Annotated in this window: 20 protein-coding genes; 12 read left to right on the top strand and 8 right to left on the bottom strand. The window is 41.8% G+C overall.

The window, feature by feature from the left end; translation table 11 throughout:
* Positions 1–87 precede the first annotated feature (87 nt).
* On the bottom strand, positions 88–2331 hold the full coding sequence (locus BCU84_RS03790; protein ID WP_198589524.1) for a carbohydrate-binding family V/XII: 2244 nt from the start codon (positions 2329–2331) through the stop codon (positions 88–90).
* 218 nt (positions 2332–2549) lie between these two features.
* Between BCU84_RS03790 and BCU84_RS03785 the strand changes: the two genes are divergently transcribed.
* Complete coding sequence (locus BCU84_RS03785) at positions 2550–3473, top strand: LysR family transcriptional regulator (protein ID WP_102526774.1); 924 nt, start codon at positions 2550–2552, stop codon at positions 3471–3473.
* A gap of 143 nt (positions 3474–3616) precedes the next feature.
* On the opposite strand, the gene BCU84_RS03780 is transcribed toward BCU84_RS03785, so the two are convergent.
* Positions 3617–4726 (bottom strand): hypothetical protein, encoded by a 1110-nt coding sequence (locus BCU84_RS03780; protein WP_102526773.1) that lies wholly within the window; start codon positions 4724–4726, stop codon positions 3617–3619.
* Positions 4727–5086: 360 nt separating this feature from the next.
* Positions 5087–6496, bottom strand: coding sequence for a glutamate--ammonia ligase (gene glnA / locus BCU84_RS03775; protein WP_102526772.1), 1410 nt, complete (start codon positions 6494–6496; stop codon positions 5087–5089).
* 468 nt (positions 6497–6964) lie between these two features.
* Here glnA and typA point away from each other — a divergent pair, with 468 nt between their 5' ends.
* The 6 genes from typA to BCU84_RS03745 all read left to right on the top strand — a co-directional run bounded on the left by typA (position 6965) and on the right by BCU84_RS03745 (position 13174).
* A complete protein-coding gene (gene typA / locus BCU84_RS03770) occupies positions 6965–8779 on the top strand; it encodes a translational GTPase TypA (protein ID WP_102526771.1) in 1815 nt (604 codons plus the stop codon).
* A gap of 212 nt (positions 8780–8991) precedes the next feature.
* Entirely contained in the window at positions 8992–9303 is a 312-nt protein-coding gene (locus BCU84_RS03765) for a pyrimidine/purine nucleoside phosphorylase (protein WP_102526770.1), read from the top strand.
* Positions 9304–9394: 91 nt separating this feature from the next.
* A complete protein-coding gene (locus tag BCU84_RS03760) occupies positions 9395–9934 on the top strand; it encodes a DUF4124 domain-containing protein (protein WP_102526769.1) in 540 nt (179 codons plus the stop codon).
* A 135-nt stretch (positions 9935–10069) separates the two neighbouring features.
* Positions 10070–11107, top strand: coding sequence for a nitrogen regulation protein NR(II) (gene glnL / locus BCU84_RS03755; RefSeq protein WP_102526863.1), 1038 nt, complete (start codon positions 10070–10072; stop codon positions 11105–11107).
* Positions 11108–11137: 30 nt separating this feature from the next.
* Positions 11138–12553, top strand: coding sequence for a nitrogen regulation protein NR(I) (gene glnG / locus BCU84_RS03750; RefSeq protein ID WP_102526768.1), 1416 nt, complete (start codon positions 11138–11140; stop codon positions 12551–12553).
* Positions 12554–12661: 108 nt separating this feature from the next.
* Positions 12662–13174, top strand: a complete 513-nt coding sequence (locus BCU84_RS03745; protein WP_102526767.1) for a gluconokinase — start codon at positions 12662–12664, stop codon at positions 13172–13174.
* Positions 13175–13300: 126 nt separating this feature from the next.
* Here the strand turns inward: BCU84_RS03745 and BCU84_RS03740 are convergent, their stop codons facing one another.
* The gene (locus tag BCU84_RS03740; RefSeq protein WP_102526766.1) at positions 13301–14173 is read right to left on the bottom strand and encodes a cation diffusion facilitator family transporter; all 873 of its coding nucleotides are present in this window, start codon (positions 14171–14173) and stop codon (positions 13301–13303) included.
* A 65-nt stretch (positions 14174–14238) separates the two neighbouring features.
* Positions 14239–14742 (bottom strand): Spy/CpxP family protein refolding chaperone, encoded by a 504-nt coding sequence (locus tag BCU84_RS03735; RefSeq protein WP_102526765.1) that lies wholly within the window; start codon positions 14740–14742, stop codon positions 14239–14241.
* Between the two features lie 404 nt (positions 14743–15146).
* Between BCU84_RS03735 and BCU84_RS03730 the strand changes: the two genes are divergently transcribed.
* The 5 genes from BCU84_RS03730 to trmL all read left to right on the top strand — a co-directional run bounded on the left by BCU84_RS03730 (position 15147) and on the right by trmL (position 20566).
* Positions 15147–16577, top strand: a complete 1431-nt coding sequence (locus BCU84_RS03730) for a cytochrome C biosynthesis protein (protein ID WP_102526764.1) — start codon at positions 15147–15149, stop codon at positions 16575–16577.
* A 353-nt stretch (positions 16578–16930) separates the two neighbouring features.
* Positions 16931–17770 carry a DUF4437 domain-containing protein gene (locus tag BCU84_RS03725; protein ID WP_102526763.1) on the top strand — a complete coding sequence of 280 codons (840 nt, stop codon included), beginning with the start codon at positions 16931–16933 and terminating at the stop codon, positions 17768–17770.
* A gap of 113 nt (positions 17771–17883) precedes the next feature.
* On the top strand, positions 17884–18570 hold the full coding sequence (locus BCU84_RS03720) for a response regulator (protein ID WP_102526762.1): 687 nt from the start codon (positions 17884–17886) through the stop codon (positions 18568–18570).
* Complete coding sequence (locus BCU84_RS03715; protein ID WP_102526761.1) at positions 18570–19949, top strand: ATP-binding protein; 1380 nt, start codon at positions 18570–18572, stop codon at positions 19947–19949. The genes BCU84_RS03720 and BCU84_RS03715 overlap by 1 nt, the downstream gene beginning before the upstream one ends.
* A gap of 152 nt (positions 19950–20101) precedes the next feature.
* The gene (gene trmL / locus BCU84_RS03710; RefSeq protein ID WP_102526760.1) at positions 20102–20566 is read left to right on the top strand and encodes a tRNA (uridine(34)/cytosine(34)/5-carboxymethylaminomethyluridine(34)-2'-O)-methyltransferase TrmL; all 465 of its coding nucleotides are present in this window, start codon (positions 20102–20104) and stop codon (positions 20564–20566) included.
* 42 nt (positions 20567–20608) lie between these two features.
* Here trmL and BCU84_RS03705 read toward each other — a convergent pair whose 3' ends face one another.
* The 3 genes from BCU84_RS03705 to BCU84_RS03695 form a co-directional block, all read right to left on the bottom strand.
* Complete coding sequence (locus tag BCU84_RS03705) at positions 20609–21181, bottom strand: hypothetical protein (RefSeq protein WP_102526759.1); 573 nt, start codon at positions 21179–21181, stop codon at positions 20609–20611.
* 200 nt (positions 21182–21381) lie between these two features.
* Positions 21382–22824, bottom strand: a complete 1443-nt coding sequence (locus tag BCU84_RS03700) for a pitrilysin family protein (RefSeq protein WP_102526758.1) — start codon at positions 22822–22824, stop codon at positions 21382–21384.
* Positions 22821–24149, bottom strand: coding sequence for a pitrilysin family protein (locus tag BCU84_RS03695; RefSeq protein WP_102526757.1), 1329 nt, complete (start codon positions 24147–24149; stop codon positions 22821–22823). The genes BCU84_RS03700 and BCU84_RS03695 overlap by 4 nt, the downstream gene beginning before the upstream one ends.
* Between the last annotated feature and the right edge of the window lie 13 nt (positions 24150–24162).

Raw genomic sequence — 24162 nt, 5'->3', positions numbered from 1 at the left:
ATATTGTTGTGCAGCTAAATATTTCACTTAATAGTCAGAATAATAAAAAAGCCTGCAACTTGCAGGCTTATTTTCTTATTGGCTCAATTAGCGATGCACACGTCCTCGCCCTTCTCTTGCCATACCTGATTGACGGGCTTGACGAGAGCGATTTAAGCTTTGGTGATCAAAGCCGCCACTTGGACGACTACGATTGATTGAGTTATTCATGTTCGATGGACGTGAAGAAGGCATCGTTGCTGGCATATTTGACGGCCTTGACGAAGGTAACGTCGACGGACGAGTGGATGGCAGCGTGCTAGGTTTACTAATATTACTAGGCTTATTGATATTAGTGGGCTTGCTCAAGTCCCGAGTAGCAGGAGCCGTATTCCACTTGCCATCACTGCGGTTCTCCCACTTACCTTGATTATCACGAGCCACATTACCGTGTTTATCTGCAAACACATCATTGCTGCGATTCTTATTGTAAGTGGCTTTTTTCAAGTTTTTATTGGCGACTGCAGGGCTCGCTAAACGATCGCGAGTGGCTGGGCGGTTATACAAATTGTTCTGCTTGCCAATTCTATTACCATTAATATTTGTAGAATTGATTCGATTAGACACCTTAGTTCGATTACCCACACTAATACTGTTACCAATATTAATATTGCCAGTATTAATCACCACAGGGCGGCGGTATCCACCACCATAATAGCCACCACAGCATCGATAAGGACGGTGATAGCCGTAGCCACCTCCCCACACAACACCAGCACGGTAAAAGCCATTACTCCAGCTCACGCCCACATTCCAGCCTGTCCAAGGGTTATAACCTACATGTAAACCCCAGGTCGGTGGACGAGGATAATAATATCTTCCCCAATATGGCGGGTAATACCAACCAGTGCCATAAATAGGCACGCCGTAATATGGATAAGACCACATATAGCCTGGGGTATAACCCACGTAAACCACTTCAGGGGTCGAGTCATAAACTTGTACGTAAGTGGTGTTATAGACAGGTGAACTTGCTGGAATTTTTGCGATTTCTTCATTCGGAATATCATCAGCAACAATCCAAGGGCCTTTGGCTGATGCCGATGTAAACCACACCCCATTGTCGACGGCGTAATAGACTTTTTTGATCAATAAAACTTGGGTTGAAGTGTTAACGGCGTAAGAAACTGAAGTGCCTGTTACCGCCTCGAATTTAGGCTCGCCATCATATTCCACCTCAAGCTTAGCTTCGTCACGTTTAATCGCTGCTGTTTGCGGAATTTGCGCATCTAACATGGCTTGATTTGCTTCATCAGTGCCCGCAACAGAAACCCTTAAACCACCAATATCGGATTCTGGTGGAATATCTTTGAAGCTTTCAGGTAATTTATCCCCGCGCACAAATGCCCACGGCCCAGCTTGTTTTTTTGATTTAAACCAACGACCCGAAAGTAACAGATACATATCACCTGATGTTGTTTCACGGATCCAGGCCGTTTCTGTATTACTGACATATAAAAGTTTGCCATCGATTAAACTCTGCCAATTAGGCGAACCATCAGTTGAAATCAATTCTGTCGGGACATCCGAGGTAATAATATGCGGTGCATTGGCAGTGCTTTTTGCTGGTTCATCCTCCTCGGTGTTCACCATGCTGACCAAATCTTCAGGTGGATAAAGTGTGACTTGCCATGGCCCCATAGGATCTTCTGCCACATACCAATATGTGCCACTACTTAAATAGAGTTTCTTTGACTGGGTGTCACGGGCAACAGCGAAAGGAGTATTGAGAATACGTTCATAAGGGCTATTTTCGATTTCCCTAAACTGTGGCTCACCATCGTAAGACAGCAAAACACTCAAGGTTGAACTGAAAATAACCTCAGGTGCATCATTTTTAATATTATCTAAGCTGCGTTTTTCTTGCTCCGCGGTTTCTAAACTGGCAGACAATCGCTCCATAGATATTTCAAAGCGGGTAGAGGCTAATGCCTCTGAAACGGTATCGGTAAAGGTTTGCTGATCTTCTTCTGTTGAAGATGGCCAGCGCACTTCAGTCACTTGAATATTACGCACAGTTGTTACATCGTCAGTGGTATCAATTCGGGCACTAAACCAAAATGCACCAAATACAGGGTCTGGTTGATTTTCGACCTCAAATGACATCGCTGCACGACTTTGTAATACATTACCGTTAAGGGATTCTGGCTGTGGTTGGTAAACCACTAACGTGCCTAGTTTAGTATCAACTTCTTGTGGCCACTCCAAAGCAATTGCCGAAAAAGGCATCAAGCATAACGAAAGCCAAAGTGTCATTGTCCGACACAACTTATTACTGATGTAATTTACCATTACGCTTCCTTTTTCTGCTGTGACTATTGCTGAGTATAGCTTCCAGTTGAAACTTCATGACTTCCATCTAGGGCGAGTCGAAAAACATATTGCTTAATTAATATACCGACAAAAACCTTGAATAGGGAATTATCTTTACAAAATATGACATTAGATTGAGGCAATTAGCGTTTAACTGTTAGATTATCTTATCGACTCAAATTTTCTCCGAGATAAAAATGGCTAAAAATTTATTTCAAAATCTTGATTTAAACTTATTACATGTTTTTTTTATTCTTTATCAAGAACGAAATATGCGCCTTACAGCTCAGCGTTTGTTTGTCACACAGCCCGCTATTAGCAAGTCTTTACAGAAACTAAGACACCATTTTGGCGACGAGCTGTTTGTTAAGATCCCTTCAGGACTCGAGCCAACCGCCTTCGCCGAGCATTTATTCCAATCGACCCGCCCTGTTTATCAAGACCTTGAACTGGCGGTAAACAGTGTTAATGAGTTCGACCCTGCTGCACTAGAAGACACGTTTCACATTGCGCTTTCGCCATTTCTGCTCAACAGCATAGGCAGCAAACTATTTCTAAATATTATGGCATCAGCACCAAAATGTAATGTTCAAATGTATAAATGGTCTACTGATTCATTAGCTCAAATTCAGCAAGACCGACTTCATTTAGGACTCACTTATCAGATGCCTGATGTTCCTGCCGAAATATCAGAAAGGTCCATTACCATAGATACTTTTAAGTGCTATGTTCGGAAAGATCATCCATGCAAACAAAAGGAGATTAGTTTAGCTGAAGCTGCACGGTTTGATTTAGCAACAATCATTGCTGCCGATTGGAACGTGCAGAAAACCAATATCCAAGCGATTTTTAAGAAAAAAAATCTTGAATTCAGTATTAAATACCGCTCTGAATTACCATCAGCTATATTAGAAGTGATTAGCGAAACTGATATGATTGCCCCCCTATCAGGATTTCTCGATATGAGCCATTATCCCCAATTACGATCGCTAAAAGTGAAGACCACAGAAAGTGATTACGATTACAAAATCTCTACTTATTTTCATTATAAAAACCGTCAAAATCCATTGACCGAATGGTTAAACAAAATGGTGCTAAAAACATTTGAAGAGCAAAAGTAAAAAAAGCCCATTAATTTAGGTAATGGGCGAGAGCAACCAAATGGTTAAAAATAGACTAAATATAGCCACAGAACTTTTAACTGATTTAATAAAATAAAGCCTGCTATAACAGGCTTTATTTATGGTTCTAAAAACGACTTGGTCTACTTAAGGCTAATTGTAGCCTCTTGACCCCAAGCACCTTCCCCACCAGTTGATAATCGAGAGAAAACGTTTCCTCGTGTAACACCATCAATGTAATCAGTTCGAGGCACAGCTGCTAACATTGTATAAATTATCGAAAGCTCTAAATTATCGCTAATATCAGATAAATTGTCACAATTGGTATTATTGTTGCCGTTAGCTAAAACTGTAATACGGCAGTTAGCTTCCATCTCATTAGAATAGATATAAATATCAGTCCAACCCAACGTAGTGAAAACTTCTGTAGGTAATTCAGTAACCATCATTGACACATTAGGATACTTTGTTAAAAACGAAGGTTGATCATCTTCATTACCAGCAATTACTTTTAGCGTAGACTCATCTTGTTTTTCTACATTCTTAATATTAATCGTAGAGTAACTTACTGTAGGTGGTACTTCACCGCCAATAGGTTTAGAGACACCTTCCCACTCATCACCAGGGCCATCAATTGAGATGTCTCCATCAGATAAATAATAATGATAATGAGTGTTAACTTCTGCGCTGTCATTATCTGTATAGTCACCTAATTGAGAGTTCAATAAGAGTGTATAGGTGTCTCCTGTTACAAACCCATAGTTTGCAGCTTCATCTTCAATTGCTGGTTCGCCATTAATTTCAACATAGTTAAGGTGGCTAGAGTTAGCAATTGACACTAAGCTGAAATGTTGGTTTGCTGTTTTAATTGTAATGTTATTCTCATCGATGGCGATTGTGTGCTCCCCTTCAACCGACCATTTATTACTTACTGGGATATCTAAAGCAGATGATAGAGTTGGATGAATAAGTTCGAGTTTATAGCCATCGCGAATCTCAATAGTCAAATTGTCTGCAATACACACACCTGATTCAATAACTTCATCATTTGCTTTTAAATCATACCCGCAATTTTCCATCTGATTTGCGATAGTTGTTTCAGACATAGGGTTAATATCTTTATCAACTGTAAAGCCAATAGATACTTTGCGTGACTCTCCCTCTTGAGGGTAATCAGGTGTGCCACTATCAGAATTACAGCCCATGAGGACAGCAGATACAGACACGGCAAGTAAGCTTTGAAATAATTTCATTTGTATTCTCTCATTAATTTGAGTCATGTTGATGAGTGGTCCCATCTTGTCGCATTACAAGTCACCTGACTTCGTAAGCGCTTGTTATGGGGTGTATATTAATGACTCAATTGTTAAGTGAATAATTGTTAATCTTTATAACACTCATAACCAAAAGTTATCTGATACATATTGATACATATTGATACATACCATTTGAGAATGAGGGTTTGTGTTTATAAATACAGAAGCATCTTGGTTGAGTTGGATAAAACGATGAATGTTCAGGCAATAAAAAAGCCCTTACTGAAACCAGTAAGGGCTTTTTCGTTAACGGTTGATGAGCTTAATCAAACTGCATCTGCGTTAAACAACTTCTACTTATAGAGAGTAGTAAAGTTGGAATTCCATTGGGTGAGTAGTACGAGATACTTGCTCACATTCTTCATTTTTAAGAGTTATGTAAGATTCAATAAAGTCTTTACTGAATACATCACCTTTCGTTAAGAATTCGTGGTCAGCTGCTAAGTTCTCAAGTGCATTCTCTAGAGACGTTGCAACTTGTGGGATCTCAGCTGCTTCTTCAGCAGGCAGGTCGTATAAATCTTTATCCATTGCTTCACCAGGGTGAATCTTGTTTTGGATACCGTCAAGACCAGCCATAAGCAGCGCTGCGAATGCTAAGTATGGGTTAGCGGTTGGATCTGGGAAACGTGTTTCGATACGACGTGCTTTCGGGCTTGGTACCACTGGGATACGGATTGAAGCACTACGGTTACGCGCTGAATAAGCTAACATTACAGGCGCTTCGAAATGAGGAACAAGACGCTTGTAAGAGTTAGTGCTTGGGTTAGTGAATGCGTTCAATGCACGAGCATGCTTGATGATACCACCGATGTAGTAAAGAGCTAGTTCACTTAAACCAGCGTACTTGTCGCCAGAGAATAAGTTAACACCGTCTTTAGCTAAAGATTGGTGAACGTGCATACCACTACCGTTATCACCAACAATTGGCTTAGGCATGAATGTCGCTGTTTTACCGTATGCATGAGCAGTGTTATGAACCACATACTTCATGATTTGGATTTCATCCGCTTTGTTTGAAAGCGTGTTGAAACGTGTAGCAATTTCGTTTTGACCAGCTGTAGCAACTTCGTGGTGATGCGCTTCAACTACTTGACCTAATTCTTCAAGAATTAGACACATTGCACTACGAATGTCTTGTGATGAATCTACTGGTGCAACTGGGAAGTAACCACCTTTAACGAATGGACGGTGACCTGTGTTGCCGTCTTCGTAGCTTGTACCTGAGTTCCATGCTGCTTCTTTCGCGTCAACTTTAACGAAAGTACCTGACATGTCAGTGCCAAACTTAACGTCGTCGAATAAGAAGAATTCTGGCTCTGGACCAATTAATACAGTGTCAGCAATACCAGTAGACTTTAGGTATTCTTCAGCTTTTTTAGCGATTGAACGTGGATCACGTTCGTAACCCGTCATTGTCGCTGGCTCTAAAATGTCACAACGAATAAGACCAGTAACTTCTTCAGTGAAAGGATCTAATAAGAAAGAAGAAGGGTCTGGCATTAACACCATGTCAGATTCGTTGATGCCTTTCCAACCGTTGATAGATGAACCATCAAACATTTTGCCATCTTCAAAAAAGTCATCGTTCACTTGATGAGAAGGAATAGAGACGTGCTGCTCTTTACCTTTAGTGTCTGTAAAACGTAAATCTACGAACTTAACTTCTAGTTCTTCAATTTGTTTTAGGATTGATTCAACTGACATTCTTAAGCCTCCGGTAGGGTAAAGGGTTGTCCCTTAATGTAATCTTGTTATTCGTCAGACATCACGTCTGCTTTCGAATTTGATTTGTTATAAGCGACTTTCATGCCAGAAAGATAAGGCATTGATTTAAAATACAATAAAAATATCCCTCTCGCGTAAGGCACTAATAACGCACAACTTCGGTGCATCACTATGCGCACTAATGGTGCAAAAGTCCATTTCGGTGCATTGGTTTTAACGCCATCATTGATCTAGTTCATTAAAGCGTCACTTTATTGCGGCAATATGATCCTTTTTGAATTTTATCTTCTATCTTTAAAGCTTAAATTTTTATAAATAAGCAAGTGTTCAAAAATAATCCTATCTACTCAAGCCTTGCTGGAGTAGAATGGCACGCTTTTTTATGGTGGCTATACTTATTAGTCCTATAAACTCCTATTTTTATTTGATGGTATAGAGGTTTTATCCGTGTTAGAGAATTTACGTAATATCGCCATTATTGCTCACGTCGACCATGGCAAAACAACCTTGGTAGATAAGCTTTTGGCTCAGTCTGGCACCCTTGAAAGTCGAGGTGAAGCCACAGAACGTGTAATGGATTCTAACGATCTTGAAAAAGAACGTGGTATCACCATTCTGGCTAAGAATACAGCCATCAAATGGAACGACTACCGTATTAACATCGTAGACACTCCTGGTCACGCCGATTTCGGTGGTGAAGTAGAACGTGTTCTATCTATGGTAGATTCTGTTTTATTATTAGTTGATGCAGTTGATGGCCCAATGCCACAAACTCGCTTCGTAACTAAAAAAGCATTCGCACAGGGCCTTAAGCCAATCGTTGTTATTAACAAGATTGACCGTCCTGGTGCTCGTCCTGATTGGGTTATTGACCAAGTATTCGACTTATTCGACAACTTAGGTGCAACTGACGAACAGTTAGATTTCCCAATCGTATATGCTTCTGCATTAAATGGTTTCGCTTCATTAGATCCTGATGAAACTAGCGAAGACATGACACCACTTTTCCAAACAATTGTAGAGAAAGTATCTTCTCCTGATGCTGATGCGGAAGGTGACTTCCAAATGCAAATCTCTCAAATCGATTACAACTCATACGTGGGTGTTATCGGTATTGGTCGTATTAAGCGTGGTAGCATCAAGACCAACCAACAAGTGACTGTTGTTGGCGCTGATGGCAAAACTCGTAACGGTAAAATGGGCCAAGTATTAGGTTACATGGGTCTTGACCGTCACGAAGTTGCTGAAGCTAACGCTGGTGACATCATTGCAATTACTGGTCTTGGCCAATTACAAATCTCAGACACAATCTGTGCGCCTTCTACATTAGAAGCGCTACCTCCGTTGTCTGTAGATGAGCCAACACTAACAATGACTTTCCAAGTCAACACTTCTCCATTCGCTGGTAAAGAAGGTAAGTACGTCACTTCACGTAATATCCTTGAGCGTCTTGAGCAAGAGCTAGTTCATAACGTTGCACTACGTGTTGAAGAAACTGAATCTCCGGATCGTTTCCGCGTATCAGGCCGTGGTGAATTACACTTAGGTATCCTAATTGAAAACATGCGTCGTGAAGGTTACGAGTTAGCAGTATCTCGTCCAGAAGTTATCGAAAAAGAAATCGATGGCGTGATGTGTGAACCATTCGAAACATTAACTGTAGATGTTGAAGAAGAGCATCAAGGTAGTGTTATCGAAAAGCTTGGTACCCGTAAAGGTGACATGCGTGACATGCAGTTAGATGGTAAGGGTCGTGTACGTATCGACTTCGTTATCCCTAGCCGTGGCTTAATCGGTTTCCAAACTGAATTCATGACTGCGACTTCTGGTACTGGTCTTATCTACCATTCATTTGACCATTACGGTCCAGTGAAAGGCGGCGATATTGGTCAACGTGCTCGTGGCGTATTGATTTCTAACGCTACTGGTAAAGCACTGACATTCGCATTATTTAACCTTCAAGAACGTGGTCGTCTATTTATTGGACACGCTGCTGAAGTATACGAAGGTCAAGTAGTTGGTTTACACGCTCGTGCAAATGACTTAACAGTTAACTGTTTGAAAGGTAAGCAACTTACTAACATGCGTGCATCTGGTACAGATGAAGCACAAGTACTGACTCCACATATCGAAATGACACTTGAGCAAGCACTTGAGTTCATCGATGATGACGAATTAGTAGAAGTAACACCTGAGAACATTCGTGTTCGTAAGCGTTACTTAACTGAAAACGAACGTAAGCGTCACAACCGTGGTTCTTAATCGTTATTAATCATATTAAATGATTAAAAAAACCCGCTTAGGCGGGTTTTTTATTGCCTGTAAATTACTCATTTATAAAAATTTAAATCGAACACTTCTCGTTTTACAATTCAGTCTAGCCTATAACCTTTTATTACTTTATATTCACCTTGTTTGCATTTATATTCACAGCATAAAATATAACTAGCATGATTTAATTAAGGAATACCACAATGAGCGTTATTTCACAGGTCGATGTCGCCACCCAAGCGAATGTTTATTTTGATGGCAAAGTCATCAGTCGCACCATTCATTTCACTGATGGCAGTCATCAAACCTTAGGCGTCGTATTGCCTGGAGAGTATGATTTCGACACCACTCAAGCAGAAGTAATGAACATTACCTCAGGTCAATTTGAGGTGTTATTACCTCAAGCCACTGAATGGACAACAGTTGCTGCGGGTAATCTTTTTGAATTGGATGCCAACGTGAATTTCAAAATCCGTACATCAGAAGTGAGCGAATATCGCTGTCAGTACAAGTAATTAGCAAATTCAGTTCATCAGTAATTGCTGATTTTTTGTTAAAAAGAGGCTAGTATTAAGGTGATTAAAGCCCAAGGTGAAGGAACCCCAAATGCGCTTAACCCTAATTATTAGCCTTATTTTATGCAGTATTATCATCTCTAGCAGCCATGCAACCGTTTATCGTTGGGTCGATGAAAACGGTAAAGTCCATTATAGTGATGAACCTAGAGAGAATGCTGAAGCTGTTGATTTAAACGCAAACACTCAAAATAGTATTTCAGTCAGCATTCCGACTGAAACTGAAGTGATGAAGAAGAGCGCTGAACCTATCACCTACCGTGTCCGTATCGTTAACCCAACCCAAGAAGAAACCATTCGTAATAACCAAGGTAATTTCACTGTTGTTGCCAGCGCAGCACCAGAATTACCAAAAGGTTACCTACTCGCGTTATACATCGACGACATCCTGTATGGTCAACCACAATCTAGCGCTATTTTTAATGTTACCGAAGTGAATCGCGGCGAACATAATTTAGTGGTTAAGATTTTGACCCAAAACGGCAAAGTCCTTGCATCTAGTTCTGCTAGAAAGATATTTCTACATCAGACATCGATTCTAAATAAGCCTAGACCAACACCTAGAACTTAATATAATCTATAACTTTCATATAGATAAGAATTATTTGTTCAGACGTTTATAAATTGATTGTCGATGTAGAATAAGTTGCACAACGCACCAAATCGGTGCAACATGATGGTGCAACTTCATTATGCAGGACAATTGATGGACACAAATAATCTGCTGAATCATTTAGTTACCGCAGTTTTCGTTATTGATAGCGAATTACGGCCTCACTATGCCAATGCGGCAGCAGAACAGCTGCTTGGTGTTGGTGCAAACAAACTAGTGGAACAGCGCCTCCCAGAGCTATATCAATCTATGGGAGTTGAGATTCAATTACTGATTGATTCAGTTAATGCCAATCAGGGCATAACCATCAATACTGCCTCGCTCATCACCTTAGATGGCGTGCACCATATTATCGATATCACTTTAATCCCAATGGAAAGCGAAGATAACCTCAGCTTATTAGAGTTACGTCAGGTCGATCAACAACATCGCATTCACCAACAACTGAATCTTGATGCCCAACAACAAGCTGCACAGTTTTTAGTGCGTAATCTCGCCCATGAGATTAAAAACCCATTAGGCGGCCTGCGTGGTGCAGCCCAATTATTGTCGCGAGAATTAGCTGAGCCCGAGTTAAAAGAGTTTACTGATCTGATTATTGAGCAAGCAGATCGACTGCGAAATCTCGTCGATAAGTTATTAGGGCCACAGCGCCCTACACAGCATACAGAACATAATATTCATCAAGTGGTGGAGAAAGTCTTAAAGTTGACCGAGTTAGCTTTGCCTGAAAAGGTCAAACTCGCCCGCGATTACGATCCATCAATTCCAGATATGAGTATGGATGCCGACCAACTGCAACAAGCAGTGCTTAATATAGTCCAAAACGCGGCTCAAGCATTGGAAGTCGAAGGTGGGGAAATCTTAATTCGATCTCGCACTCAACATCAGGTCACCATTGGAACTCAGCGATATAAACTGGTACTTGCATTATCCATTATAGATAACGGCCCTGGGATCCCTGCCGAACTATTAGATACCCTATTTTACCCTATGGTAACGGGTCGCGAAGAGGGCTCAGGATTAGGGCTCTCCATTGCACACAATATTGCTCGACTACATGGAGGTCGAATCGATTGTGTATCGGCGCCAGGACACACTGAATTTACTATTATCCTGCCATTACAATAACGTGCCATTGATGGCCATAGAGGAAGTAACATGAATATAAGCGAACAAGTTTGGATCCTCGACGACGACAGTTCAATTCGCTGGGTATTAGAAAGAGCGCTACTCGGCGCTAAAATATCCACTGCCAGCTTTGCAGCTGCGGAGTCATTGTGGCAAGCATTAGAGATCTCACAACCAATCGTGATTGTGTCGGATATTCGTATGCCTGGTACCGACGGACTGACATTGCTTGATCGCTTACAAATGCACTACCCGCATATTCCAGTCATCATCATGACCGCCCATTCTGATTTAGACAGTGCCGTCAGCGCTTACCAAGCTGGTGCATTTGAATATTTACCTAAGCCATTTGATATTGATGAAGCCATCGCACTGGTTGAGCGTGCACTTACCCATGCAACGGAGCAAGTGCCAGTCCCAAGCGAAGAGCCAGAAGTGGTCAAAACACCGGAGATCATTGGTGAAGCGCCATCGATGCAGGAAGTATTCAGAGCTATCGGCCGCCTATCACGTTCATCAATTAGCGTATTAATTAATGGTCAATCGGGTACCGGTAAAGAACTGGTTGCAGGCGCTCTACACAAACACAGCCCAAGAAAAGACAGCCCTTTTATTGCATTAAACATGGCTGCCATCCCGAAAGATTTAATTGAATCAGAACTGTTCGGACATGAAAAAGGCGCCTTTACTGGGGCTGCCAACGTACGCCAAGGACGCTTTGAACAAGCTAACGGTGGTACCTTATTCTTAGATGAAATTGGCGATATGCCCCTTGATGTACAAACCCGCTTATTGCGTGTTCTGGCTGATGGTCAATTCTATCGCGTCGGTGGCCATATTGCTGTGCAAGTGGACGTGCGAATTATTGCCGCCACGCATCAAGACTTAGAGTTATTGGTGCAAAAAGGCGATTTCCGTGAAGATTTATTCCATCGCCTTAATGTCATTCGAGTCCACCTGCCACCGCTTTCACAACGTCGTGAAGATATTGCTCAACTGGCAACTCACTTCTTAGTCTCTGCAGCAAAAGAAATTGGCGTAGAACCGAAAATACTCACCAAAGAAACTGCCACCAAACTTGAGCAATTGCCTTGGCCAGGCAACGTTAGACAACTTGAAAATACCTGCCGCTGGTTAACCGTTATGGCATCAGGACAAGAAATCCTGCCACAAGACTTACCAACAGAATTACTAAAAGATCCTGTCAGTGCTGGCGAGAGAGTGAATGGCGTATCTGATTGGCAAGTCGCATTGACCCAGTGGATAGATGAGAAACTGGCCGCTGGTGAAAGTGATTTACTCACCGAAGTGCAACCTGCCTTTGAGCGAATTCTATTAAAAACAGCGCTTAAACATACTCAAGGTCATAAACAAGAAGCTGCAAAACGCTTAGGTTGGGGGCGAAACACCTTAACGCGTAAATTGAAAGAACTAGAAATGGATTAACTGCAAAAGGCTCACTGAAACTTAAAACAATACTCAATACTGCATTAAGGGTCACAGTTGAGAACCCAGAAGCTAGAACATAGAACATCCTTAACTTAAGGAAAGTACATGACCGGTAAAACCATTATTGTGATGGGTGTATGTGCATGTGGTAAAAGCACCGTTGGTGAAAAGTTAGCAACTCGCTTAAATGCCAAGTTTATTGATGGTGATGACTTACACCCACGTGCCAATATTCAAAAAATGGCTCGTGGCGAGCCACTTAATGATGATGACAGGGCACCATGGTTGGAACGTGTTCGAGACGCCGCATACAGTATCGAATCGAAAAACGAAACTGCCATTATTGTCTGCTCGGCGTTAAAGCAGCAATACCGTGATACGATTCGAGACGGTAATCAACAAGTCGCCTTTCTGTATTTAGAAGGCAGCTACGAGCTTATCTTGGCAAGAATGCAGGCCAGAAGCGGTCACTTTATGAAACAGAACATGGTTGATAGTCAATTTTCGACCTTAGAGAGTCCCAGCCAAGAAGCCTTAGTCGTGACCGTCAATGTCGATAATACGATTGAAAATATTGTCACTGCAGCCACTGAACAATTTCGTCAGTTAGGTTATTAATACTGATTGATGTATTGAGTATATTGAAAAACATATACTGAAAAAATGCCGCCAGCAAATTCAATTGTTGGCGGCATTTTTATATTTTGATGCGACGCATTAACTCAAATGATGCTCTTTAATAATCTAATTAATTGGGTCTTGGTGAATGATCACTTCAGCACTATCAAAAGCATCTCGCAGTCGTTGTTCGGTTTTATCAGTAATTTCATGCGCCTCACGTAATAATAACGATCCTTTAAGCTCAATATGGAACTGAATAAAAGTCGTTTTACCCGCCTGACGGGTACGCAAATCATGAATGCCATGCACACGCTTATCTTGTTTGGCAATCTCGACAATCTGCTCACGAGTTGCTTCATCTAGCTCTCGATCAAGCAATGACTGAATTGAGCGATAACCTAAATCAACAGCTTGATGACCAATATACAAAGCAATTAATACCGCAAATAAACCATCCGCCCACCACCAGCCATACTGTGCCAGTACTAACGCTAACAACACCGCACCATTTAGGAATAAGTCCGACTTGTAATGTAACGAGTCGGCTTCAACTACCGTACTATTGGTTTTAGCTAAGGCTTTCTTTTGTAGCAGCACCAAGGCAAAAGTCATGATTAAGGCAATAATCGACACCACCACACCTAAACCTGCATGGGTAACTTCCACCGGATTAAATAGGCGCTCTCCACCATAAAACATTAATAAAAATGCTGAACCTAAAATGAAGGCAGACTGGGCAAGCGAAGCAAGGGGTTCGGCTTTACCATGCCCGTAACGATGGTCGTCATCTGCGGGTAAAATGGCATAGCGAATAGCAATGAAGTTAACGATGGAAGCTAATGCATCAGCAAACGAGTCGGTTAATGATGCAAGCATACTCGCTGACCCTGAATAGAGCCAAGCGAGCAACTTTATCACGATTAGGATTAGGGCTGTAGCCACTGCAGCGCGGCTAGCTAGTTTAACCCAAAAATCGTACTCTGAATCTTTTGTCATAATAGAGGTGATCACGCATTAATCAGCAAGGTAATGACCTCTATTATAGCTGAGTCAGTTACCGATTAACGACGACCTTTACTTTTAACTTTAGTAAAACGTGAGTCAAACTTCTCTTTTTGCTCATCTGTCAGTAATTGATAGATTTCGTTTTGCATTTTCATGAAGTTTTTCATGCCTTCTTTCATCTTAAGTTGCTTAGCATCAATAATGGCATCAGCTTGAGCATCGTCGAAGTTAGCATTGCTAATCAGCGCTAGCATTTCAGCTTTATGTGCTGCACGCTCTTCAGCAGATGGACGGTCAGCTTTATCTTCTTTGTACTTTTCAAAAACTGCTTTAACGTCAGTTTTCTGCGTCTCGGTTAAATCCAATGAGCGAAGCATTTTGCGCACACTCTTATGCATGCTCTTGCCGTGGTGTTTACCGCCGCGCTCACCTTTTTGTTGAGTCTGCTCAGTTTGAGCTGTCGTCTCTGCAGTGCTCGTTGCATATACTTGGCCCGCTAATAACGCAGAAGAAGCGACAAGAGCGATTAAACTGCTTTTTACTGTTAAACGTGATTTCATAATGTCACCTATTTGTTTGCTTAATACATTCTGTGTGAATAAGTCACGACGCTTGAACACATGGGTTAACTCGCATCGCTAACTGAATTTGGTGTTGCTATACCAAGCTGACTAACAAATCCTTTGAAGTCGTTTTTGGTATGAAGCTAGTTTAGCGAATGCAATGTCAGCAAGGGTTATGTGTCGGTAAAGCTATGTAAAGATCTCAAATTCAGATACAAACTCATTTCATCAAACAGATATGCGAGCCAGTTCACGTATATAAACAAGAATAATTTCCATACTGAACAAACAGTAATGTTTTGTATCAGAGATAACATTGAAGTCTCAGTTTTCCCTCACACTTTCATCAAGGGTACTGAGCTTCTGGTAAATTCTTTTAGGTGTATTAGTTGAGGTTATGGATGAGCAAGTTTTTCACCCGCATGATGATTTTATTTAGCCTGTTAGTTTCAGTGTCAGGCCTAGCCCAAGCAGATGAGTCTGATATTTGGGTCAACAAAACAACCGCCGAACCCTCGGTAAACTTACATTTTTTCTGGTCATCGACTTGCCCACACTGTCGTGAAGCCCATCCTTTTATTGATGCTCTTGCAGAACGTTACAGCTGGATAAACCTTGAAGACTACCTCATCAGTGAACCAGGTAATGTCGACAAGTTAATGGAAATGGGCAAACACACAGGCGTTGAGCCTAAGTCTGTGCCCTACTTTGCCGTCTGTGGCGAAGCGATTTTAGGCTATAACAGTCATGACGTAACGGGTCGATATATCCTTGAACGGTTAGAAGCTTGCTACCAACGTAATGGCGGTAACGCTCATGCAGCAAAAGATAGCCAAGATTTAATGGCAGACTTTTACGAGGATAAATCAACGGCCAACTCGCCATTATTTGAAACCTGTTCTGATGGCTCAGATCCAAACAACCCAAGTACCTGTGGTTTAGACTTAGATCCAGACACCAGTACTTCAAACCTTAATCAAGCTGATAACACGCCTCATGTGCAACCCGTAGATATTCCATTAATTGGTGCTGTACAACCCGAAAAGATGTCATTACCTGTACTGACATTGGTGCTCGCAGGTGTTGACGCCTTTAACCCATGCGCCTTTTTCGTCTTGCTATTTTTACTAAGCATTATGGTGAATGCTGGCAGTCGCAAGCGCATGTTATTGGTCGGCGGGATTTTTGTGTTTTTCTCAGGCTTTATTTACTTCATCTTTATGAGTGCATGGCTCAACCTGTTCATTCTACTAGGCGGTGGCGATGGTGGCTGGATTATCACAGGTGCAGGTTTACTCGCTTTAGTCGCTGCGGGGGTCAATATTAAAGACTTCTTCTATGGCAAAGGGGATGTCAGCTTATCGATGTCAGTTGAAAATAGAGGTAGCCTAATCAAGCGCATGGGGAAACTGTCTAAAACCAGCTCCTTGCCAACACTGATCATTGGCTCAACCATATTAGCAATCCTCGCTAATGCCTATGAATTATTGTGTACTGCGGGTTTTCCAATGATTTACACCTCCGTATTGTCGATTTCAGGCTTAGATACTATTGAACGCTATATGTATTTAATCGCCTATAATATAATTTATGTTATTCCATTGGCGACTATTGTTATCGTATTCTCAGCGACTTTAGGTAAGCGTAAGCTGACCGAAAAAGAAGGTGAAGTGCTTAAACTCATGTCTGGCATTATGATGCTAGGTTTAGGCAGTATGTTGGTCATTAATCCTATGGCACTGCAAAACGTGGTGTTCTCAGTTGGATTAATTGCGGGCTCAATTTTATTGACGTTTATTGTGGTTAAAATTAAGCGTTATATGCAGAAATAACCCAAGGATTTATAAGCAACAGTCTTTCAATTCTTCAAAAAAAGCGAGCCTGAAACAGGTTCGCTTTTTTGTAAAAATGATAGCCTTGGTCATTTCCATAGTCCATTGCCAATAGGCCATTGCCAATAGGCCATTGCCAATAGGCCATTGCCAATAGGGAATTGCCAACAGATCATTGCCAATAGGGCATTTCCAATTAGTCAGAATCAAAAGTACAGAATCAACTGCTAAGATCGATTATCAAAAATAACACGATAGTGTTTATAGCTTTAGCCTGTTTCTGATTTAAATCTATTCACTAGAATTAATTGATCAATATTGTTTTGATAAAACACCACTGGCGGACTTTTATAATGAACCTATCTCCTTTCGTTATTTCTATTGCTATTTTAGGCAGCTTTTCAGCCACACAAGCGATAGCTAAAACCACTCAACTCCAATCTGAAGTCATTAGCAGCAGTGAAATTCAATGGGGATATCTAAACCCACTTCGTGGTGATAAAAGCCCAGGGGCTGCTAATCTATGGGGCGACCGCACTAAAAATATGCCTACTGGCATGCTGGTTAAATTCAATAAAGGCTTCTCGTCGCCTCCGCACATTCACAACATTACCTATCGCGGTGTAGTGATTAAGGGACAAATGCATAATGACGACCCTGATGCAGCAACGATGTGGATGCCTACTGGTTCATTTTGGACTCAACCCGCTGGCGAAAACCACATCACGTCAGCCAATGGTGAAGCCAATACAATTTTCTTAGAAATCGATAGCGGCCCTTATCTTGTCAAGCCATCGGATCAGCATTTTGATAGTGGAGAAAAGCCAATTAATCTTCATGAATCAAATCATGTGTGGTTAAATCCAACTGATGTTAGCTTTATTAATGGCAATGATGTGCAAATGACTGCGTTATGGGGCAGTAACGCCGATGGACAACTTGGCGGCACTATGGTCAAAATCCCCGCTGGTTACAAAGGAGAAATCGACGTCGATGCTGAGGAATTTCGCGGTATAGTGATTGCAGGAAATTTACAATATCAGTCAGCAAAAACAGATAACGCTAAAGCCCTTAATGCAGGTAGTTACTTCGGCTCAACTGGTCAATTCTCACATAACATCGAAGCCGCAGAAAATGGCGCGACAATTTATATCCGCACTGATGGCAAATACCAGTTGAATACTCAACCGTAGAGGGGGTCTATCTCATTCAAGTAGCACTGACCAATTTGTAAAAGAGTGCAATGTTACTAACCTTGGTTCCTCATTCGTTATATAGTGTGGTTAATAAATGAGTGAGGATACCAATGAGTCGAATTTTATTAGTTGATGATGACGCAGGCTTGTCAGAATTATTAGCCCAACTTCTAGAACTTGAAGGGTTTGATTTAACCCAAGCATTTGATGGCCAACAAGGCCTTGATTATGCACAAAATCAAGATTTTGATTTAATCCTACTTGATGTCATGTTGCCAAAGCTTAACGGCTTTGAAGTTTTGCGTGCTCTCAGAACCCAAAAGCAAACCCCAGTGCTAATGCTGACGGCTCGTGGTGATGAAATTGACCGTGTGGTTGGCCTTGAAATTGGCGCTGATGACTACTTACCAAAACCGTTTAATGATCGTGAGCTAATCGCCCGTATGCGCGCGATTTTGCGCCGCTCAGCCCTTACCCAAGCCGATAGTGGTGAACAAGATACAATCTCTTTTGGTGATTTGAGTTTAGATCAGGCCAGACAAGAGCTTTACTGTAATGAACAGCTTATTATTCTCACGGGCACAGAGTTCTCACTACTGCACAGCTTAATTACCCAAGCCGGTGATTTGGTCACTAAAGAGCAGCTAAGTGAAACCGTATTAGGCAAAAAATTAATGCCATTTGATCGTAGTTTAGATATGCATTTATCCAATTTGCGCAAGAAGTTACCTGAGCGTAAAGATGGTCGTCCAAGGGTGAAAACCATTCGTGGCAAAGGGTATATCTGGATCCCATAATGACGTTATTACCTTATATAAACCGTTTATTTGTTAAATTGCTGCTGGGCTTTTGGTTATGCAGTTCGTTAATCATTGGCTTTGTCGGCGTGCTGCCTTTTTTACAACAAAATCACGATCAACAGCCGCTTTCCCATAAACAAGAGCACCTTCTCAAACGAGTAGCGAAGCACTTGATCGAAGAACCAGAGCTACTGGAAAATACTCGTGCGTTAAAAAAACTCAACCGTCATCGCAGTCCTGAAGGTAAAGCGCTCAAGTTTTATATTCTTGACGATGAAAGTCGGGTCATAAATCATCAAAAAGTGCCTCGTACTTTTCGTGAGTTTTTGCTGTTAAGTGAAGACCACAAAGAACCGATAAGTCATCAGTTTCGCACCGAGCTTATCTTTGGCCCATACACCTTTATCGCTGGTGAGCGTCAATACCGAGTTTACAGCCGTATCGCTGATAATCACCCTAAGCCTTGGTTTTTCTTTTTTAACGACCACAAGTTACTCACAGTCATCATTGCAATGTTGATGTCTGGTGTTTTGTGCGGATTGTTAGCATGGAACTTAGGAAAGCCACTTCGTTCACTAAAGCAAAGTTCTAATGCCCTTGCTGGCGGTGACTTATCTAGCCGAGTTGATAAAAAAGTTGCCACCCGTGGCGATGAAATTGGCGAGTTAGCACAAGCCTTTAATAGCATGGCCGACGCTATCGAAACCATGATTAACAATCAACAAAGGCTCATGGGCGATATTTCCCATGAACTAAGAACCCCACTGACGCGATTACAGTTATCCTTAGCGCTTGCTCGTAAAAAAGAGCAAAGTAGTGTTGAAATTGAGCGTATTGGTTACGAAGCCGAGCAACTAGAGGATTTGATTTCAGAGCTACTCACCTTGTCTCGTGTCACCATCAGTAACAATGAGAATAAAGTCCATTTAGAGTTGGCTGAATCATTAAGCCAAATCCTTGATGATGCTGAATTTGAAGCCGAGCAACAGCAGAAGCAATTAGAAATTGATATCCCTGAATCAATCAGCTTAGACCACTATCCAAAATCTTTATCGCGCGCCATCGAAAACGTACTGCGTAATGCGATTCGATATGCTGATAGCAGGGTTACGATTAATGCAGTGCAAAAGAAAAGCCATATCCTGATCACCATTAGTGATAATGGTCCAGGTATTGACGACGCTGAGCTTGAAGAGATATTTAAACCTTTCTATCGCCCTGATAGTTCACGTGTTCGTGAATCTGGCGGTTGGGGTTTAGGCTTAGCCATTACTCAAGCAGCAATTAAGTTAAATCAAGGGGAAATCATTGCCAGCAACCTTGAACCACAAGGCTTACAGGTCAAGATCCGCTTACCTTTAAAAATGCTGAGTTAGTGTTGAGCTTTATTCCGCTCAACGGGTCAACGACGTACATCCCTCATTAAGCGTGATGGATTTAATCTGTTATACAGACTAAATTCATCATGTCTTTCACAGCCTAGAATGTTTGCGTATAATTCCGAGCTCACTCAATCAAGGTAACGCCCATGTTTAATATTGCTCTTTATGAACCAGAAATCGCCCCAAATACCGGCAATATTATCCGCCTATGTGCTAACAATGGCGCAAAACTTCATTTGATTGAACCACTAGGCTTTGATTTAGAAGAAAAGAAACTGCGCCGTGCAGGGTTAGACTATTCAGATTTAACCAATATTACTCGCCATAAAAACTTTGAAGCATTTCTAGAAGCAATGGCAGGAAAACGCATTATGGCGTGCACCACTAAAGGCAGTCGCCCGCATAGTGAATTGGCATTTGCCAAAGATGATGTGTTGTTATTTGGCCCAGAAACCCGTGGACTACCGATGGAGATTATTGAATCGATTCCGACCAGTCAACGTCTGCGCATCCCAATGGCGGCGAGTAATCGCAGCTTAAACCTGTCTAACTCAGTGGCCATTATTAGCTATGAAGCTTGGCGTCAGCTTGATTACGCAGGCGCTGAATAGCTCTTATATAAGAAAAGAGTTAATCGTGAAAACATTCATGAATTATGGAGCTACAGGCCGCAGCTCTATCGCACGAATTAACTGATATTGCTCGCTATCATCATCGAGATAGTGAGCGCTTTGACGCCACAGCCAGCTACCATAGCTAGCTTGTTCCTCTTTAGAACCGACCGAAGATTTGGGCTCAAACCTTAACCTGATTAATGCAGGGCGCTGATTCATTTGCCCTTTGCCTAAAAACGTAAAGCTATTTCCCCGTTGATATAAACTGAATAATTGCTCACGATCTTCACCCACCCCATCAGTGTAGGTCAGTAGCACATCATTACCTTGTGCTCTAAACCACCACACTTCACTGTTTGGGTTACTGTCGCCACGACTCACTGTCAGCATCAAATTCCGCTTGTCTGATGAGCAAATCGCCGCTGTGGTCACATGTCTTGGCGCGACACCACTTTTAGCCGCTGAACCTTCCCAATCGCCATCAAGTACTGGGCAAAACTGACTGATATCCACTTTGGCCGCAATCGCAGCAGGTGTCATTATCACGGCCATCAATACCATGGTTAACATAAGCAGATTTTTACCTGCCATTAAGACAGTTTGATACAACATCAACGGCGCAACCTTTCACTTCAACGATGAACTAGCAAGAACACTATTTTATTTCAGCTGTTTTTTCAAATTTAGGTTTTTAAAAAGCGTTATTTTTTAAGTGCATTCCGTTTGTAAGCTAATGGATTGCAATAAAAAATGCCTTTCATCTTAGATGAAAGGCATTTCCAATTAACCAGTTCAAACTTTATGGTCGTGAATTATTGACCAAAGCCGACATCCGTCATCTTAATTTGAGTCACTTCACCGTACTCTTTGGCAATATCTGCCACTTTTTCAGCATTACCAATCAATACAAACTGCAAATTATCTTGCGGGAAGTAAGTGCTGACTAAACGCTGAGTTTCTTCTAGCGTTAAACCATCGACCTTAGCTTGGAATTGATTGATAAACGAATCATCAAACTTGTAGATATACATATCAGCCATGAGTTCAGCTAGCTGGCCACCTGTTTCAAACTTGGGTGGATACTGGCCTTTTACATATGCTTTGGCTGAATCTAACGTTTGTTGATCAATACCTTGCTCCCATAAACGCGCATAGGTTTTTAAGGCTAAATCCATTGCTTCTTTAGTGGTGCTAGATTTTGTGAAGGTACTTATTTGAAATGTGCCAGCATCAGAATAAGCATTAAAACCTGAACGAGCACCGTAAGTAAGACCAGCATTGACACGTAACTCATCATTTAACCATGAGGTAAAACGGCCACCTAAAATGGTATTCACTACGGTTAAGCCGACATAGTCAGGGTTATCACGACGGATCCCTAAGCCACCAAAAATGAAGGTGGTCTCAATGGCATCAGGCTTATCCACCAGCAGGACTTTACTCGATGATAACTTTGGTAAACCTTGGGTTAAATCAGGTTGCACCGCTTTTTCAGTGCCTTGCCAGCTACCAAAGGCTTGGGTTAATTTCGCTTTCATTTCAGCTGCGTCAAAGTCGCCGACAACATTAATGGCCATGTTACTTGGCTGATAATAGCTTTTGTGAAATGCTCGCAGCTGGGCAATATTAATCTCAGCTAGTGAGGTGCTATTACCTGTTGTTGGATTCGCATACGGGTGCTGGCCAAAGACCATTTTATTGTAGTATCGGCCAATTACTGCTCGTGGGCTCTCTTTCGCTTGTGATAAGCCAACAATTTCACGCTGCCTCAGCTTTTCAAATTCAGCGCTATCAAAGTCAGGCGACATGAGTACGTCTTGCATTATCGCCAGAACCGTATCTACATCCTTACTCATAAAATCAGCAGCAATTAATGTGCTTTCACGGCCTGATGCGGTATTTAAACTCGCACCTAAAAAGTCGATGGTTTGCTCTATTTCCGCTTTCGTTTTACCGCCAGCACCAAGTAATAAGCTTTTGGCTGTCATGTAAGAAACACCTGAAGTGGTGTCATTAACAGCACCTGCACGTATGACCGCATTCACATTAATAATCGGCACTTCTGACTGCACCATAAAGTTAACTTTAAGGCCATTGTCTAAGGTCATCGACTCATATTGCGGCATGCTAAAACTGCCAGTATCGACTGTTTGCGCAGTGTCATTGGTACTGGCGCAGCCTGTTATCGCTAACGAACAAGCCAGTGCTATCGCAGATGCTGTGGTATTTTTGCTAAATCTTGATAATGAAATCATTGGTCAGCTCCTTCTGTTGCAGCTAACACACCCACTGTGCGATTGGCTTTACGTAAATAAGTTTGTGCAACTCGCTGAATGTCTTCAACAGTCACCTTGTTATAAGCTTCTGGCGCACTAAATAGATTTTCATAGCTACCAAAATACAGCTCATAACGCCCTAAAGTGTTAGCACGGCCATTAATGGTTTGCATGGTGCGGTAAAAATTCATTAGCTTAATGTTTTTCACTTTTTCAAGCTCATTTTGCGTAACACCTTCTAAGCTAATGCGATTAATTTCAGCAATCATATTGGCTTCTAACTGCACGGCATCAACACCTGAATTTGCGACACCCATGAAGTAAAACAAGTTAGGGTCAAATGACATTGGCAAATAAGAAAAGACATTAGATGCGATTTGTTTATCGACCAAACCTTGATAAAGACGTGAGCTATTGCCCTCACTGAAAATGGTATTCAGTAAATCAAGAGCATAATAATCTTCATGTTTAGTTGAAGGAACATGGTAAGCCAGCATCACATTCGGTGTGCTCACAGATGCTTTTTCAACAAATACACGGCGCTCGCCTTTTTGCAAAGGCTCAACGGTGCGTACTGATTTCGGCGGGGTTTGCGCTGGAATAACGCCAAAATATTGCTTAGCCAGTTTTTTCACTTCAGCAACTTTCACATCACCAGCGATAACGACTACTGCATTATTCGGCGCATAATAAGTTTTATGGTATTGCTGTAAATCTTCTAAACTCCAAGCGGCGATATCTGATTCATGGCCAATCACCGACCAGCTATAAGGGTGTGCTCTAAATGCCGCACTTTTTACTTCTTCTTGGATGGTGCGCCAGTTTGAATTTTCAAGCCCTGTCGTACGTTCAGACTGCACCACACCTCGCTCGCTTTCGACCATTTCAGGATTAATATCCAAATTGGCAATTCGATCGGCTTCTAAATCAAAAATGGTTTCCAATGCGTTAGCAGGGAACCAATCGGTATAAACCGTGATGTCCTCAGTGGTATACGCGTTATTCGCACCACCAGCCGCTTCCATCGTACGGTCAAACATTTTAGGGCCAAACTTTTTAGAACCGTTAAACATCATGTGTTCAAAAAAGTGTGAAATACCCGTGATACCAGGTACTTCGTTACGTGAGCCGACTTTCCAAAACAAGTACATATTGGCGTTGGGAATGCTGCTATCTTCTAGCACCATAATCTTCATGCCGTTATCTAATGTAAATGTATTCACATCCTCTTGGGTGGTGGCATTCGCTGCGCCACTTACCCAAGTTGTCAGTAATACCACTAACGCGGCTATTGTGCGTGTCATGATTGCTTCCTTT

It is taken from the genome of Shewanella sp. 10N.286.51.B7, from assembly GCF_002873615.1.
Lineage (GTDB): Bacteria > Pseudomonadota > Gammaproteobacteria > Enterobacterales > Shewanellaceae > Shewanella > Shewanella electrodiphila.
This window is presented reverse-complemented; position numbering and strand designations above follow the sequence as displayed.